The organism is Plantibacter sp. MDV22-iso1, assembly GCF_058408345.1.
Genome location: NZ_JBZVDY010000001.1, coordinates 974,071 through 989,649, shown reverse-complemented (window position 1 = coordinate 989,649; position 15,579 = coordinate 974,071). Strand labels below are relative to the sequence as shown.

At 69.7% G+C, this 15,579-nt stretch carries 16 protein-coding genes and 1 tRNA gene; 10 read left to right on the top strand and 7 right to left on the bottom strand.

All coding sequences use genetic code 11. The features are described 5' to 3' along the window. Positions 1 to 15: 15 nt before the first annotated feature. Both AC4PMY_RS04770 and AC4PMY_RS04765 read left to right on the top strand, forming a co-directional pair. Entirely contained in the window at positions 16 to 681 is a 666-nt protein-coding gene (locus AC4PMY_RS04770) for a hypothetical protein (protein WP_064294319.1), read from the top strand. Between the two features lie 125 nt (positions 682 to 806). Further along, positions 807 to 1,214: an SseB family protein gene (locus tag AC4PMY_RS04765; RefSeq protein WP_079001600.1), complete on the top strand. Its 408-nt coding sequence runs from the start codon at positions 807 to 809 to the stop codon at positions 1,212 to 1,214. Positions 1,215 to 1,384: 170 nt separating this feature from the next. Here the strand turns inward: AC4PMY_RS04765 and radA are convergent, their stop codons facing one another. Continuing rightward, the gene (radA, locus tag AC4PMY_RS04760) at positions 1,385 to 2,761 is read right to left on the bottom strand and encodes a DNA repair protein RadA (RefSeq protein ID WP_064294317.1); all 1,377 of its coding nucleotides are present in this window, start codon (positions 2,759 to 2,761) and stop codon (positions 1,385 to 1,387) included. A 109-nt stretch (positions 2,762 to 2,870) separates the two neighbouring features. On the opposite strand from radA, the gene AC4PMY_RS04755 reads away from it, so the two are divergent. Continuing rightward, a tRNA-Ser gene (locus AC4PMY_RS04755) sits at positions 2,871 to 2,960 on the top strand. A 121-nt stretch (positions 2,961 to 3,081) separates the two neighbouring features. On the opposite strand, the gene AC4PMY_RS04750 is transcribed toward AC4PMY_RS04755, so the two are convergent. Continuing rightward, positions 3,082 to 4,038 carry a ketopantoate reductase family protein gene (locus AC4PMY_RS04750; RefSeq protein ID WP_491622115.1) on the bottom strand — a complete coding sequence of 319 codons (957 nt, stop codon included), beginning with the start codon at positions 4,036 to 4,038 and terminating at the stop codon, positions 3,082 to 3,084. Between the two features lie 130 nt (positions 4,039 to 4,168). Between AC4PMY_RS04750 and AC4PMY_RS04745 the strand changes: the two genes are divergently transcribed. The 4 genes from AC4PMY_RS04745 (at position 4,169) to AC4PMY_RS04730 (ending at position 6,587) form a co-directional block, all read left to right on the top strand. Next, positions 4,169 to 5,134, top strand: coding sequence for a nuclear transport factor 2 family protein (locus AC4PMY_RS04745; RefSeq protein WP_491622114.1), 966 nt, complete (start codon positions 4,169 to 4,171; stop codon positions 5,132 to 5,134). Between the two features lie 198 nt (positions 5,135 to 5,332). After that, the gene (locus AC4PMY_RS04740; RefSeq protein WP_147427080.1) at positions 5,333 to 5,710 is read left to right on the top strand and encodes a hypothetical protein; all 378 of its coding nucleotides are present in this window, start codon (positions 5,333 to 5,335) and stop codon (positions 5,708 to 5,710) included. Between the two features lie 100 nt (positions 5,711 to 5,810). Beyond that, a complete protein-coding gene (locus tag AC4PMY_RS04735) occupies positions 5,811 to 6,314 on the top strand; it encodes a GNAT family N-acetyltransferase (protein WP_491622113.1) in 504 nt (167 codons plus the stop codon). Positions 6,315 to 6,323: 9 nt separating this feature from the next. Continuing rightward, on the top strand, positions 6,324 to 6,587 hold the full coding sequence (locus AC4PMY_RS04730; protein ID WP_491622112.1) for a DUF1653 domain-containing protein: 264 nt from the start codon (positions 6,324 to 6,326) through the stop codon (positions 6,585 to 6,587). 18 nt (positions 6,588 to 6,605) lie between these two features. On the opposite strand, the gene AC4PMY_RS04725 is transcribed toward AC4PMY_RS04730, so the two are convergent. Beyond that, entirely contained in the window at positions 6,606 to 6,923 is a 318-nt protein-coding gene (locus tag AC4PMY_RS04725; RefSeq protein ID WP_491622111.1) for a DUF7882 family protein, read from the bottom strand. A 71-nt stretch (positions 6,924 to 6,994) separates the two neighbouring features. On the opposite strand from AC4PMY_RS04725, the gene AC4PMY_RS04720 reads away from it, so the two are divergent. Next, positions 6,995 to 7,345, top strand: coding sequence for a DUF6804 family protein (locus AC4PMY_RS04720; RefSeq protein ID WP_064294309.1), 351 nt, complete (start codon positions 6,995 to 6,997; stop codon positions 7,343 to 7,345). Between the two features lie 56 nt (positions 7,346 to 7,401). Beyond that, the gene (locus AC4PMY_RS04715) at positions 7,402 to 8,685 is read left to right on the top strand and encodes an FAD-binding protein (protein WP_071259639.1); all 1,284 of its coding nucleotides are present in this window, start codon (positions 7,402 to 7,404) and stop codon (positions 8,683 to 8,685) included. A gap of 200 nt (positions 8,686 to 8,885) precedes the next feature. Here the strand turns inward: AC4PMY_RS04715 and AC4PMY_RS04710 are convergent, their stop codons facing one another. The 4 genes from AC4PMY_RS04710 to AC4PMY_RS04695 all read right to left on the bottom strand — a co-directional run bounded on the left by AC4PMY_RS04710 (position 8,886) and on the right by AC4PMY_RS04695 (position 11,725). Beyond that, positions 8,886 to 9,548 (bottom strand): pentapeptide repeat-containing protein, encoded by a 663-nt coding sequence (locus tag AC4PMY_RS04710; RefSeq protein ID WP_064294307.1) that lies wholly within the window; start codon positions 9,546 to 9,548, stop codon positions 8,886 to 8,888. An 82-nt stretch (positions 9,549 to 9,630) separates the two neighbouring features. Further along, positions 9,631 to 9,936, bottom strand: coding sequence for a hypothetical protein (locus AC4PMY_RS04705; RefSeq protein ID WP_064294306.1), 306 nt, complete (start codon positions 9,934 to 9,936; stop codon positions 9,631 to 9,633). 9 nt (positions 9,937 to 9,945) lie between these two features. Beyond that, entirely contained in the window at positions 9,946 to 10,215 is a 270-nt protein-coding gene (locus tag AC4PMY_RS04700) for a putative acetyltransferase (protein ID WP_491622110.1), read from the bottom strand. Positions 10,216 to 10,231: 16 nt separating this feature from the next. Then, positions 10,232 to 11,725, bottom strand: a complete 1,494-nt coding sequence (locus tag AC4PMY_RS04695) for an SDR family NAD(P)-dependent oxidoreductase (RefSeq protein WP_064294305.1) — start codon at positions 11,723 to 11,725, stop codon at positions 10,232 to 10,234. Between the two features lie 193 nt (positions 11,726 to 11,918). On the opposite strand from AC4PMY_RS04695, the gene AC4PMY_RS04690 reads away from it, so the two are divergent. Continuing rightward, the gene (locus AC4PMY_RS04690; protein WP_491622109.1) at positions 11,919 to 15,530 is read left to right on the top strand and encodes a DEAD/DEAH box helicase; all 3,612 of its coding nucleotides are present in this window, start codon (positions 11,919 to 11,921) and stop codon (positions 15,528 to 15,530) included. Positions 15,531 to 15,579 lie beyond the last annotated feature (49 nt).

Here is a 15,579-nt window from a genome sequence, read left to right as displayed (position 1 = left end):
ACTTAATCTGTGAGCATGTCGAGCCTCACGAATCCCCGCGGACCGGAGCGGCCCGCCGTCTACTGGCGACGCAGGCTGATCGTGTTCGGTGTCCTGCTCGCCGTCATCGTCCTGGTCATCGTGCTCATCGTCCGTCTCGCGTCGGGTCCGGGCACCGAGAACACGGCCGCGACGTCGACCCCGACGCCCACCGCGACCCCCGCGCCGACGCCGGCTCCTGAGGCGTCGACGGCCGCGCCGATCGATGAGGCCGCGACCACCGACCCCGGTTCGGCGGCCGCATGCACCGCCGACCAGATCCGCGTCGAGGCGGTCGTGAACGGCACGAGCTTCGCGGCGGACGAACTCCCGCAGCTCTCGCTCAGCGTGACGAACACCGGCTCGGCCGCGTGCACGATGAACGCCGGTACGAGCCAGCAGGTGTTCACGGTCTCGAGCGGCGAGGAGCCCTACTGGACGTCGACCGACTGCCAGACGGCACCGAGTGACCAGCAGGTGCTCCTCGAGCCGGGGAAGACGGTCTCGTCGAACCCGCCGATCACCTGGGACCGCACGCGGTCGGCGCCCGACACCTGTGACCAGCCGCGGGACCCGGTGCCCGCGGGCGGCGCCTCGTACCACCTGAACACCTCGATCGGCGGCTTCGCCTCCGCTGACAGCGCGCAGTTCCTGCTCAACTGACCGAACCTGCTCGCCGAGCCGTCCCGGTCTTTGAGTCGCCCCCCCGGTCGCTGAGTCGCCCTCGGTCACTGAGCCTGTCGAAGTGCTCGACCCGTGGCCCCGCACCGGCCTGCGACAATGGACGTATGGCGAAGCAGAAGCGACCCGAGTTCCGTTCCGAGCCCCTGGCCGCGGCCCTCGCCGCCGGCGACATGGTGGCCGTGGCACTCGCGTTGCGGAACGGCCGGTTCGTCGTCCCGCTCATGAAGCCGGGCAACCCCGACAAGCCGACGGAGACCGGCGAGGTCTGGATGTTCCGTCAGCCTGAGACCGCGAGGCTCGCGCTGCTCCTCTTCTCCGATGCGAAGAACAAACCGGCCGCCCTGCCTCCTTACGTCGGTCTGCACGACGGCGTCTGGCTCGCGAGCTTCCTCCGCACCTACGGTGACGACATCGAGACGGTGCTCTTCGACGTCGCCGGCCCGCACTCGCTGCAGGCGTCGCCGGAGGAACTGCTGCGGGTGCTCGAGCTCGAGGCGCCGGCCGCCGAATAGCTCGACCCTGTCTGCGGGTCGTGCGCTCGGCGGCGTCCTCGGTTCACAACTCCTGCAGGTCGTCGTCCGAACACGGGCAAGTCCCGTTCTGGGGCCCTGCGGGACCAGTTCGCAGGAGTTGTGGACAGCGCCCCCGACCCTGGTTCGTGGAGCAGGTGGCCGAGTAGCGCTCAGAAGGCCGCGTCGAGCTCGCGTTCGCGTCGGGCGGGCCGTGCGGCCTCGGCTGCGGTCTTCGCGATGCCCAGCACCGACTTGAGGTCGTTGCTGACGTCGGAGTTGAGCAGCAGCTTGTAGCCGAGTCGGTTGCCCTCCGAGCCGCGTTGCTTCGCGACGCTTACCGGGCGCACTTCGCCGCTGAGGCTGATCTCGCCGTAGGCCGCGAGGTCGCGGGGGAGGGCGAGGTCGCGGATGACGGAGACGAGGGCGAGGGCGATCGCGAGGTCGGCCGCCGGTTCGCTGATCTTCACGCCGCCGACGGTCGAGATGTAGACGTCGTGGTCGGTGAGGTCGTAGGAGTAACGGCCGTGCAGGACGGCGAGGATCATCGCGACACGTGACGGGTCGACGCCGTTGGTGACCCGGCGGGGGTTCGGCGCTTGCGTCTTGTTGATGAGGGCCTGGACCTCGACGGGGAGTGCGCGGCGTCCCTCCATGACGATGGTGACGCAGGTGCCGGCCACGGGTTCGTTCTGGCTGAGGAACAGGGCGCTGGGGTCGGGGACCTCGGCGATGCCGTCGCCGGCCATCTCGAAGCAGCCGACCTCGTCGGTGGCGCCGAAGCGGTTCTTCTGTGCGCGGAGGAAGCGGAGCGCGGTGTGGCGGTCGCCTTCGAACTGGCAGACGACGTCGACGAGGTGTTCGAGGAGCCGGGGGCCGGCGATGGACCCGTCTTTCGTGACGTGGCCGACGAGCAGGATCGGGAGGTCGCGTTCCTTGGCGATGCGGGTGAGGACGGCCGAGACCTCGCGGACCTGGCCGGGTTGTCCGGCGAGGCCGTCGGACTGCGAGGAGGAGACGGTCTGGACGGAGTCGACGATGAGGAGCTTGGGCTGCACCTGGTCGATGTGGCCGAGGATGGTGGCGAGGTCGGTCTCGGAGGCGAGGTAGAGGTCGTCGTGGAGGGCCCCGGTCCGTTCGGCACGGAGGCGGACCTGGCTGACCGACTCCTCGGCGCTGACGTAGAGGACGCGGGCTCCGGTCTTCGCGGCTCGGGATGCGACCTCGAGCAGCAGGGTCGACTTGCCGACGCCCGGCTCACCGGAGAGGAGGATCGCGGCGCCGGGGACGATGCCTCCGCCGAGCACCCGGTCGAACTCGGCGATGCCGCTCGACCAGCGTGGTGCCTCGTCGGCGCTGGCCTGGGTGATGGGGCGTGCGGCGCGCTCGTCGGTGGCGCGGATGGGCGTCAGCTTGCCGAGGACACCGGTGGGAGCCGAGGCTTCGACGACCGTTCCCCACTGCTGGCATTCGCCGCATCGACCGGCCCATTTGGCGGTGGTCCAGCCGCATTCGGTGCAGCGGAATGCGGGGGAGGGTGCCTTGGCCATGCGGCCAGCCTAAGCGCGCCCGCCGACACCGCCAGCGCTCCGCGCCGCCGGTGGATGACCGGCATCGCTCAATTCGCGTCGGCGCTCTTCTTCTATTACACTCGACCCCGGTACCGTGTCCGAGCGGCCGAAGGTGCAACTCTCGAAAAGTTGTGTGCTTGAAAGAGCACCGTGGGTTCAAATCCCACCGGTACCGCCACGAAGAAGCCCCCTACATCCCCGAGCAACACCGGGACGGAGGGGGTTTTTCGTTGCTGACCCGCGGCACGGGAGTCGACGGCCCGGATGATCGACCGGGCGCGACGCCTCGCGGTGTCGGGTCAGATCTCCGGGTGCCGCCGGTCGATTTCCGCCGCACGGAGGCGCACGAGGGTGAGATCGAGCAGCGGCGTCGGGACCTCGAGATCGCGTGCACGGTCGGCCAGGTCGCCGAGGATGTGTTCGGCCTCCGTCGACTTCCCCGCCTTGAGGTCGCGGAACAGCGATGAGGTGAAGGCCGAGCCGGGTTCGGCCAGAATCTGGAGGGATTGTGCATGAGCAGCCGCGCGCGGCGGATAGCCGGCCGCGATGGCGACAGCCGCTGTCTCCGCGATCGCCGCATCGATATACCTGCGTCCACCGGCTTCCTGGATCCGACCCACGGTGTTGTCGAACAGGCAGGTGATGATGCCGGCCGCTGCGATGAACGCCCACTTCTCCCAGAGACGCAGTCGGATGTCCTCCGCGTCGATGACGGTCAGGCCCGGCACGTCGAGCAGGGTGGCGATCGGTCCCAGCGGTGAGTCCGAGGAGAGCGACCCGATCGTGATCTCAGCCAGCGGGGTCATCTGCACGGCGCCGCCTTCCTCATCCACGGTGGCGACGATCTTCATGAGGCCGCCGGCGACCCGTCCCGGATAGTGATCGGAGAGGATGTCGAGGTGTCGCAACCCGTTGAGGAGCGGAACGATGACCGTCGTTGGGCCGACGGCGGGAGCGAGGTCTTCGACCACCGCGGCGAGTGCGCTTGCTTTCACAGCGACGATGATTAGGTCGAAGGGACCGGTCAGCGCGTCGGCAGTGACCGCGAAAGCATCGAGCACGTGCTTTCCGGCGGGTTCGGTCAGCGTCACCCCGTGCCGCTCGAGTCGTCGTTGACGCACTGGTCGAACCAGGTAGGTGACATCCCGACCTGCTTCCGCCAATCGAACCCCGACAGCTATTCCTGTTGCGCCGGCTCCCACGATCAAGATCTTCATCCGACTATCGTCGCGTGGACGGTATGCCACCTGACGCATAGAAGGCCGGAATCGAAACCTCGAAGACGAAGAGTCTCGACGAGGCACCGCAGAACTGAAAGACACGGATTCCCAGCGAAGCCCAGAAACACCTCACCTGAGGTTCAGAACGCCGTCGCACCCTGATGTCATGACCAGATCGCGTGCCTTCGTCGTCCCCCTCGTCCGTACTGCCGCCGTCCTCGCCGGCGTCTCGCTGCTCGCGGGGTGCCAGGCCACCTCGGCAGCCGCGCCCGATCCGTCGTCCTCGGTCTCGTCGGCGCGCAAGGGAAGCGCCGACGGCGGCTCGACGGGCGACCGCAGCGACTCGAAGACCGAACAGAAGAACCTCGCCGCCGTGCTCAAGCTCTACACCGCCGCCTTCCCCGACCCCGCCTCGCCGAAGGCGGTGGCCACGACCGACAAGCTTGTCGCGGCCGACGCCGTCGCGCACGGTTCGGGTCAGAAGTCCGGTCCGAGCGGTGTCCTCGCCGAGTTCACCGCCGACCGGACGCGGGTCCCGGGCGCGCAGGCGGTCGTGAAGCACACCGCGGCCGACGGCGACCTCGTGGCCGTGCACTATCAGGTCGCCTCCGACCCGTCCGACGAGCGGACGGGCGAGGCGGCCGTCGACCTGTTCCGGGTGCGGGACGGCGCCGTCGTGGAGCGCTGGGCGTTCGACCAGCCCATCGCGACCGGGACGCCGGCGAGCGGGAACACCAACACGATGTTCAGCGACCTCTACAACCCGGCGAAGCCCGCGGTCGCGCCGTCGGAGAAGCAGGAGGAGCAGAACCGGACGTTCGCGGTGAGCGCGTACGACACGCTGTTCCGCGACCAGGACGTCTCGATCCTCGACAAGGCCTTCGACCCCGCCTACCTCCAGCACAACCCGGTCGCACCGAACGGCACGGCGGCGCTCAAGTCGTTCTTCTCCGGGTCTGCCACCTTCCCGCCGCAGGAGTCAGTCATCTCGCTGAGCGACGGCGACCTCGTCTGGACCTTCTCGCAGAGCGTCGGCGCGAAGGCCGACGACCCCGTTCTGGCGGCGGACATCTTCCGGGTCGACGACAAGCTCATCCGCGAGCATTGGGACGTCGTGCCGACCGCCGGGTGAGTCACTGCGGCGGTGCTCCCAGGATGCGGTCCTCGGGTCGCAACGCGGCCTCCCGATGCGGTCGCCCTCTCGACGTCTCCGCCGAATACCGCGCGCTGGGCCTTCCGCTCCACCCCTGGCGGTCTCCGGTAGCACACCGCTAGGGTCGGGGGCGGTCCCGATCCGGGATCGTCGAACGACGAACGAGAGGTGTGCAGGATGGCGAAACGACCAGGGGGAGTGACCATCGTCGCGGTGATCGTCTGGATCCAGGGGTTCTTGAGCGCCCTCGGCGGCGCGCTCCTGATGATCGGCGCGAACACGCCGAACGGCAACCTCCAGGGGATGCAAGTCGCCGGTCTCGTCTCGCTGATCCTCGGGATCATCACCATCATCGTCGGCGTCGGCCTCCTGCGGGGGAGCGGTGTGGCGAGGGTGCTCACCACGATCGTCCTCGTGCTGTCGATCGCCAGCGCCGTCTACGCGATGGTCACCACCGGCAACGTCGCGACGCAGATCATCAGCCTGCTGCTCGCGGTCATCGGCCTCATCCTCCTGTACACGAAGGCCGCGTCCGACTACTTCCGCTCGGCCTGAGCAGCGGCCACACCCCTCTCCCGTCGCGATGCCCGCTTCGCCCGCAGTCGCAATCCGCCCCTACGAGGCGTCTGACGAATCCTCGTGGGTGCGATGCCGGGTGCTCGCTTTTCTGACGACCCAGTACTACGACGACGTGTGGCCTCGCCGCCCGGACGTGTCTGCACCGTCGTTCGGACTGGTCGCGGTGGATGGGGAGGGGCGCGTGATCGGCTTGCTGGACGTCAGCGTCGACGCTGACGCCGCGACGATCGATTCGATCGCGACACATCCCAGTCACCAGGGCGCGGGGATCGGCACAGCACTCCTCGAAGCAGCTGTGGAGCGGCTGGCCGATGAGGGTGTCTCGAGTCTCGACGCGTGGACCCGGGAGGACCCGGCCGCGAACGGCTGGTACCGGCGCAATGGCTTCTCCGAGGCGTTCCAGTACCTGCATGTGCACCTGGAAGACGGGGACGATGCCGAAGGGTTCACGACGCCGCCCGGGTTCAGCAGCCCGGTTCGCGCGTTCGTCCATGCGAGCATCGAGCGCGAGCAGGAGCTCAGGGAACGCTTCGCTCGCGTGTACGTGTGCCGCCAATATGTCCGGAAACTCGCTGGCTAGAATCGCGACATGAGCGACGACAGTATGGCCAGCACCGACGACGGCGAGTCTTTCGGCGTCGAGCCCGGCACCTACCGGCACTTCAAAGGTGCGCGGTACGAGGTCATCGGCGTCGGACGCCACAGCGAGACCGAGGAGCCGTACGTCTTCTATCGGACGACCACGACGCCGCCGACATCGTGGGTGCGACCGCTCGCGATGTTCGTCGAGCCCGTCTCACGCGACGGCTACGAGGGACCGCGCTTCGCCCGCGTCGAGGACGCAGCCGACTGACCCCGTCATCGTCGGATGTCAGCCCTCCCGCTCATCCGACGATGCGTCGGGTTCGGTCGTGAGCATCATGCCGCCCGGCGTATAGGAGGAGTCGAGCAGGGCGCGCACCCACGCCTGGTTGACCGGCGGCTCCGCCTGCGCGAACCGGAACTGCAGCGGGACGTCGCTCGTGATCCAGAGACTCACGCGCCCACCGCCGTCCACAGCGCCCTTCGTCCATTCGACGAAGAAGGACTCCCGACGACGCAGCTTGTTCCCGATCGCCGCCCTGAGATGGGCGAGCACGCGGTCGTCGAAGTCGTAGTGACTTCCGGCACCGTAGATGAGAACGCCCATGCAGTGATTGTGCCGCATCGTCCCCGCCGCACCGCTCGGCGACGCCCCGCCGCTCCACGTAAACTCGTGGGATGCCGAGTCCGACCCCCGCTCCCGCACCCTTCGCCCTTCGCCCGGCGCTCATCCCGGGCATCATGGGTGCGGTCGCGCTCATGTTGGGCCTCGCGCTGCTCGAGCTCGACGCCTTCACGATCGTGCTGTTCGTGGTGAGCATCCTCGCGCTCATCATGGCCGTGTTCGCCTGGCAGGCCAAGCAGCCGCTCTGGATGATCCCGACGCTGCTCGTCGCGATCGTGTGGAACCCGGTCCTCCCGCTCCCGTTCGGCGGCATCCCCTGGATCATCGCGCAGTTCCTCGGCGCGGTCGTGCTCGTCGCCGTCGGTGTCCTGCTCGAGAACAAGCACGCCGCTCCGCCCGCCTGACTGGAAATGTTTCGGGAACGCCTGCGGGTCGTCCCGGCTCTGGCAAGCTTGCGCTCATGACGCTTGAACGCAACTGGGCCGGCACGCACACCTTCGCCGCGCCGCGGATCGTGAACGCCACCTCGATCGATGAGGTCCGTGCACTCGTCGCCGAGGCCGCCAGGACGGGCACGCGTGTCCGCGCCCTCGGCACCCGACACTCGTTCACCGACCTCGCCGACTCCGACGGCACGCTCATCACGGTGCTCGACATCCCCGCCGACCCGGTGTTCGACGAGGCTGCCGGCTCGGTGACGATCGGAGCCGGGACGCGCTACGGGATCGCCGCCGCCTGGCTCGCCGAACAGGGCCTCGCCTTCCACAACATGGGCTCGCTCCCGCACATCTCCATCGGCGGCGCGATCGCGACCGGCACCCACGGATCCGGCAACGACAACGGCATCCTGTCCTCAGCGGTGAGCGGCCTCGAGTACGTCGACGCCACGGGCGAACTCGTCCACGTGCGTCGCGGGGACCCCGGCTTCGACGGCCTCGTCGTCGGGCTCGGCGCGTACGGCATCGTGGTGCGCGTGACGGTCGACGTGCAGCCCGCCTACCGCGTGCGTCAGGACGTCTACCGCGACGTCCCGTGGGATGCCGTGCTCGCCGACATCGAGGGCGTCACCGGCGGTGCCTACAGCGTCAGCATCTTCACCAACTGGCTCGGCGACACCGTCGAGCAGATCTGGTGGAAGACCCGCCTTGTCGCCGGTGACGACGAACTGCCCGTGGTCCCTGAGTCGTGGCTCGGTGTGCAGCGGGACTCCCTGACCGCCGGCAACCTCGTCGAGACGGACCCCGACAACCTCACCCTGCAGGGCGGTGTCCCCGGCGACTGGTGGGAGCGGCTGCCGCACTTCCGGCTCGAGTCGACGCCGAGCAACGGTGACGAGATCCAGACCGAGTACTTCATCGACCGCGCTGACGGACCCGCCGCGATCACGGCCCTGCGTGCGCTCGGCGACCGCATCGCCCCGCTGCTGCTCGTGACCGAACTGCGCACGGCCGCGCCGGACAAGCTCTGGCTGAGCGGCGCGTACCACCGGGAGATGCTCGCCGTGCACTTCACCTGGCGCAACCTGCCCGAGGAGGTCCGAGCGGTGCTGCCCGCGATCGAGGAGGCGCTCGCACCCTTCGACGCCCGCCCGCACTGGGGCAAGCTCAACCTCCTGACCGCCGAGCGCATCGCCGAGGTCGTGCCGCGACTCGCCGACGCGCGGGACCTCTTCGAGGAGCTCGATCCCGCCGGAACCTTCTCGAACGCGCACTTGGAGCGCATCGGGGTCCGTCTGCCCCGGTAGCGGGCGTCGGTGGAGCGGGTGCCAGCGCGGTGCGCCGGCGCGAGCGCGGGTCATCGGGCGTCAGCGCGGTGCGCTGGCGCGAGTGCGTGGGAACCGGCGTGGGCGCGGGGTACACGCGTGAGCGCGGGTCTCCGGAGACCCGCGCCCACGCGCCAGACCCGCGGTCACGTCAGCGCACCGCGCTGGCGCAACCCGGGAGGTCAGTCCTCGACTCGGATGCCGAACTGCTCGGCGAACATCGCTGCGAGCTCTCCGACCTGGAACGGCGTCATCGTCGCGCCCCGCAGGTGCTCGATGCCGGCGATGCGACGGAGCTCGAGCGTCCGGAGGTCGACGTCGGTGAGCCTCGCCCGCGTGACGTCGAGACTGTTGAGCGTGCAGTCGACGAACCGGACCCGGGTGGCCGTCGCATCGGCGAGGTCGAGTTCGTCGATCGTGCAGTCCTCGAACAGGACGTCCTGCAGCACAGCCCCGCGCAGGTTCACGAACCCGAGCTTGCATCCGGTGACCCGCACCGACTGCCAGTTCGCGTCGTAGCAGTCGGCGGAACCGACCCGGGACCCCTCCAGTTCGACGTCGCGCAGGCGACTTCGAGGGGCGAGGAGGATGGGCGCGTCCCACCGCTCGAGCCGGGAGTCGAGGAACGACGCGGCCCTGAAGTCGGTCTGGTCGGCTCGAATGCCGGCAAGCAGGGACTCGGAGATCGTGATGCCCGAGAGGTCACGGTGCGACAGGTCGAGGTCGGCGAACCGCAGGCCTTCGACACTGTCGTGCGCGTCGAGGGCGCCCTCGTCGCCGTCGGTCAATCCGATGAGACGGACGGGGTCGAGCCGTGGTGCCGTCGTTCCGGTGCGTTTCGCCATGCCGTGTTCTCCCGATGCCCGTGCGTGAAGGGGTGATCCGGCCAGCCTAGGGGCGGCCGCCGACGGGCTTCCGAGCCACCGCTCAGCTCGCTGTGAACCGACCTGGGAGGAACGGCAGGAGCGGCGCGCGATAGACGAGCGACGTGTCGACGCCGGCGGTCAAGGTGGTCCGGGCCGCGCCGTACCGCCAGACCCGATTGAAGAGGAAGACCTCGAAGGAGACCTCCGTCCCGCCGAGCCGCCAGCTGCCCGTACCCCACTGCGCCGGCTGGCCTCGCCCGTCGAACACCACCGTCGGACGCTGGAACGCGCCGTACCAGGGACGTCGGAGCGTCACTTCGACGCGATGCTGCGTCGGCGACGGGTCCTGGGTGACTTCGCTGCTCATCGGCCCAGCCTAGGCCGAGCGGCGGCGTTCCCGTGGTGCCGGCGCAGGCGGGACGGGCTTCGCCGCGATGACGTCGGCGTCGGCGATCACGACCGGTCCGCGCTTGGTCTCGACCGTGCAGCCCGTGTCCGACCGCTCGACGAGCTCGCCGAGGGCGTCGGTCGCACCCGCCTCGGCGCCCTCGGGCAGTGCGAAGCGCACGACGACCCGCGAACCGAGCGGTGCCTCCCGGAGGAAGCGGACGGCCGCCGGACCGATCATCTCCGGGTCCTCGACCACGACCGCGAGTCGAAGCTCACCAGGAGCTCGGGCGGTAGTCCTTGAGGAAGACGCCGAACAGGTTCTCGCCGGCCTCGCCGCGGACGATCGGGTCGTACACCCGCGCCGCGCCGTCGACGAGGTCGAGCGGGGCGTGGAAGCCCTCCTCCGCCAGCCGCACCTTGGTCGGGTGCGGGCGCTCGTCGGTGATCCAGCCGGTGTCGACGCTCGTCATGAGGATGCCGTCGGTCTCGAACATCTCCCGCGCGCTCGTCCGGGTGAGCATGTTCAGCGCGGCCTTCGCCATGTTGGTGTGCGGGTGGCCTGGGCCCTTGTAGCCGCGACCGAAGACGCCCTCCATCGCGGAGACGTTGACCACGTAGGTGCGCGGGAAGTCGGACGCCGCCATCGAGGCACGCAGGCGGCTGATGAGGATGAACGGGGCGGTCGCGTTCGCCAGCTGGACCTCGAGCATCTCGATGGGCTCGACCTGGTCGACGTTCTGCACCCAGCTGTTGCTGTGGTCGACGTCGGGGACGAGTCCGCCGGCGTCGATCGCGGTGCCGGCGGCGAGCCGTTCGAGCGAGGATGACCCGGCCGTCATGGCCGCTTCGGTGAGCGCATCGGCTTTGGCCGCCGCTGCGGCGAGGATCGGGTGGGCGGACACCGACGCCGCGAGCGACAGCGGGTGTGCGTCGTTCGTGTGGCCGAAGGTGACGAGCTCGGGCAGCGGGCCGTCGGGCAGTGGGGCGAGCTCCGCGTCGACGAGCGGCTGGTAGGCGCCCTTCGTGCGGCGGACCGTCTGCGCGGCGTTGTTGATGAGGATGTCGAGCGGACCCTGCTCGGCCACGGAATCCGCGAGGGCGATGACCTGGGCCGGGTCGCGGAGGTCGATGCCGACGACGCGAAGCCGGTGCAGCCAGTCGGCGCTGTCGGGGAGCGCGCTGAAGCGGCGGACGGCGTCGCGCGGGAACCGCGTCGTGATGGTGGTGTGTGCTCCGTCGCGCAGGAGTCGCAGCGCGATGTACATGCCGATCTTCGCGCGGCCACCGGTGAGGAGGGCGCGCTTGCCGGTGAGGTCGGTGCGGGCGTCTCGCTTCGCGTGGCTCATCGCCGCGCACTGCGGGCAGAGCTGGTGGTAGAAGGCGTCGACCGTCGTGTAGGGCTGCTTGCAGATGTAGCAGTTGCGCGGCACCAGTAGCTCGCCGGCGGTCGGAGCCGTCGTGGTGGTGGCGAGCGGGATGCCCCGGGTCTCGTCGTCGATGCGGTCGGGGGCGCCCGTCGCGGTGGCGGCGATCACGGCGCGGTCGGCGTCGGCGATCCGGGCACGACGGTCGAGCCGGCGTTCCTTCTTGACCGCCTTGAACATCTTGGCGGTGGCGCGGCGCACCTGGAGGTAGTCGGGGTGCTCCTCGTCCATCGTCGCCATGGTCTGGAGGACGCGCAGCGTGACCTCGAGATCGGTGGGATCGATGCCCGCGTCGTCGCCGGGAGCGTGGTTCGCAGGCTCGTCGTGGGGGAGAGAGGTCATTACCTCATTCTACGAGCCGCCGGACGTGCCTCGGTCGGAGCTGTGGTCAGCGCGGGGCGCTGGACCGACCGCGACCCACAGACGTGAGCGCGCCCCTCCGGAGGGGCGCGCTCACGTCGCAGACCCGCGCTCGCGTCAGCGCACCGCGCTGGCTCGAGGGAGGGGTGTCCGTCGTGCGTGAGACCATGGGGCGATGACTCCCGAGCCCGCACCACTGGTCGACGTGGCCGACCTCGTCCGGCTCGTCGGGCGGGTGGCGTTCGACCGCGGCCGGGTCTACGCGAGAGACGGCCGGGTCACCGCTGCCGACTGGGACCCCGACAAGCGTCGGCTCCACGGGATCGTCGAAGGCTCCACCGACGTCCCGTACGCCTGCATCATCGACCTCGGCGACGACACCGGTGGGTTCGCTCGCATCGAAGGCAGCGCGTGCTCCTGCCCCCTGCGCGGTGACTGCAAGCACATCGTCGCCACCCTGCTGCACAGCAACGCGGCCCATCTCCGGGCCGAGGGTCGCTCCGACCGGTGGGTGGCACCACAACGGCCGCCTTCCGGGAAGGAGGCGTCCTGGCGCTCCGACCGACGTTGGACCGCGCCCATCAACGACCCCGTGCTCGACGAACCGGCCGAGCACCGGCCGATGTACGCCCTGGACGAGCTCGACGACCTCCCTGACGCCTGGCGTCCGGAGGCGGAACGACGAGCAGCGCGATGGACCCCGAGTCCGCAGACGCCGCCGGCACCGCCCAGTTGGCGGAACCGACTCGACTCCCTCGCCGGCGATGCCGGTCGTGCCACGGCGCCGACGGCTATGGGGCTGCAGTTCGAGGTCCGCGAGAGCATCCCGCGCACCGCCGAACGCTGGCGCGGACCGACCTCCCGCACGGCCGAAGGCCCGCCCGAGCCCCGGCACCCCCGCCGGATCGCCGTCCGACCCGTCGTCAAGAAGGCCGGCGGCGGCTTCGTGAAGTCGACGATCTCGTGGACCTCGTTCACGCACCAGGGCCACCGGCTGTCGCTCGATCCGGCGCACCAGCAGTGGTTCACGCAGTTCCAGGCGCTCCTGCGTGCCACCCGTCCACCGGCCGGTGCCTACGCCGGCGCCGGCGATTCGGACTGGCTCGTCCTCGACGACTTCGGCAGTCCCGTCCTCTGGCATCTGTTCGAGGAGGCGGCCCAACTCGGGATCGAACTCGTCGGTACGCGCAAAGGCACGGTCGTCCTCGGCACCACCGCCGCCATCCGGTTGGACGCCGCGCACGACGACGAGGGCGTGGTCCTCCGATCCGTCGTGACGATCGACGGCACCGACGTCGACGCGGCCACGAGCGGAGCCCTCGGCGACCACGGGCTCTACCACTACACGCTCGAACCCCAGCAGGCGATCGTGCTCGCCCCGCTCGCCGAACCGCTGACGGACGAGGCCCGCGGACTGCTCGGGCCTGGCGAGCCGGTCGTCGTCCCCGAGGCCGAGGTGCCGGAGTTCCTCGAGCACTACGTCCCACGACTCCGCCGCAGCATCTCGCTGAGTTCGACGGACGGCACCGTGGCCCTGCCCGAGATCGTGCCGCCGGTCCTCGTCCTCACGGCTTCCTTCGAACCGAAGCAGACCCTGCGCCTCGCCTGGTTCTGGCAGTACGCCCCGGCGCAGCGCGTCCCGATCGGTGGCGGCACCCCGGCGCTCGCCGCAGGACGACCACTCGTGTCGACGGTGCCGCACGGCGGTCCCACCGACGCCGCCGCAGCGGAGGTCCTCCGCGACGAACGCGCGGAGCGGGCCATCCTCGACCGGGTCGGCGCCGCCATCGCCGCCGCGGCGGAACCGGAACGCCGGGCGCTCGCCGCGGGCTCGTTCGACGAGCTCACGACCCCGGGCGTCTGGCCGCCCCGGCCGCAGGTCCTGACGGAGTTCGACGCGGCACTCGTCACCGAGCGCACCCTCCCCGTCCTCGAGTCGCTCGACGACGTCCTCGTCGAGGTGTCCGGCGACCGCCCCGAGTACCGGGAGCTCACGGGCACGCCCCACATCTCGGTCACCACGGTGGAGACGGAGCAACGCGACTGGTTCGACCTCGGGATCGTCATCCACATCGGCGACTACAGCGTCCCCTTCGAGCCCCTCTTCAAGGCCCTCTCGAAGGGGCGCACCAAGCTGCTCATGGTCGACCACACCTACCTCTCGCTCGAGCACCCCGCCTTCGACCGCCTGCGCGAGCTGCTCACCGAGGCGGCCGCGCTCAAGGAGTGGGAGACGAAGCCGAGCATCAGTCGCTATCAGGCGAGCCTCTGGGCCGACTTCGAGGACCTCGCCGACGAGACCCAGCAGGCCGTCTCGTGGCGCGAGGCTGCAGCCGGACTCAACGCGATCGAAGCGGTCCCCGACACCGCCTTGCCGTCGGGACTCCACGCAGACCTCCGGCCTTACCAGGTCGAGGGCTTCCGCTGGCTCGCGTTCCTCTGGCAGCACGGACTCGGCGGCATCCTGGCCGACGACATGGGCCTCGGGAAAACGCTGCAGACCCTCGCCCTCGTCGCCCACGCGCGCGAGACCACCGGGACCACGGCACCACCGTTCCTCGTGGTCGCCCCGACGTCGGTCGTCTCCAACTGGGTCGCCGAGGCCACCCGCTTCGTGCCCGACCTCGTCGTCCGCAGCATCACAGCCACGCAGGCGAAGGGGAGCGCGTCGATCGCGGACCTCGCGGCGGGCGCCGACATCGTGGTCACGAGCTATGCGCTGTTCCGGCTCGACGCAGCGGCGTACCAGGCGGTCGACTGGTCGGGGCTCATCCTCGACGAGGCGCAGTTCGTGAAGAACCACCGCGCCAAGCTGCACGAGTGCGCGGTCGACCTCAGAGCACCGTTCAAGCTCGCGATCACCGGCACACCCATCGAGAACACGCTCATGGAGCTGTGGTCGCTGCTGTCGATCGTCGCGCCGGGCCTGTTCGCGTCGGCGCCGCGCTTCACCGAGCACTACGTCAAGCCGATCGGCAAGGGTCTCGACTCGAGTCGGCTGCAGACCCTGCGCCGACGCATCCGTCCGCTGCTCATGCGACGCACCAAGGAGATGGTCGCGCCCGAACTGCCGCCGAAGCAGGAGCAGGTGCTGCGGATCGAACTCGCGCCGGCCCACCGCAAGCTCTACGACCTCGTCCTCCAGCGCGAACGACAGAAGCTCCTCGGACTCGTCGACGACCTCGACCGCAACCGGTTCATCGTGTTCCGCTCGCTCACCCTCCTCCGCATGCTCAGCCTCGACGCGAGTCTCATCGACGCCGAGGAGCACGCGGGCATCCCCTCGAGCAAGCTCGACGCACTCCTCGAGCAGCTCGACGACGTCGTCGCCGAGGGCCACCGGGCGCTCATCTTCAGCCAGTTCACGAGCTTCCTCGGTACCGCTGCTCGTCGGCTCGAGGAGCAGGGCATCGCGTACGAGTACCTCGACGGGTCGACCCGTCGTCGGGGTGAGGTCATCGACCGGTTCCGCACCGGTGACGCCCCCGTGTTCCTCATCAGCTTGAAGGCCGGCGGGTTCGGCCTCAACCTGACCGAAGCGGACTACGTCTTCCTGCTCGACCCGTGGTGGAACCCGGCCGCAGAGGCGCAGGCCATCGACCGCACGCACCGCATCGGCCAGACCGAGAACGTCATGGTCTACCGGCTGGTCGCCGCCGACACGATCGAGGAGAAGGTGATGGCGCTGCAGGCGAAGAAGTCCGAGCTGTTCGCCGCGGTCCTCGACGACGACGCGGTGTTCAGTCAGGCCCTCACCGCGGAGGACATCCGGGGCCTGCTCGAATAGTCTCCCGGCACCCACGACAGCCGTCGGGGTGTGGCCGGCCGAGCGACCG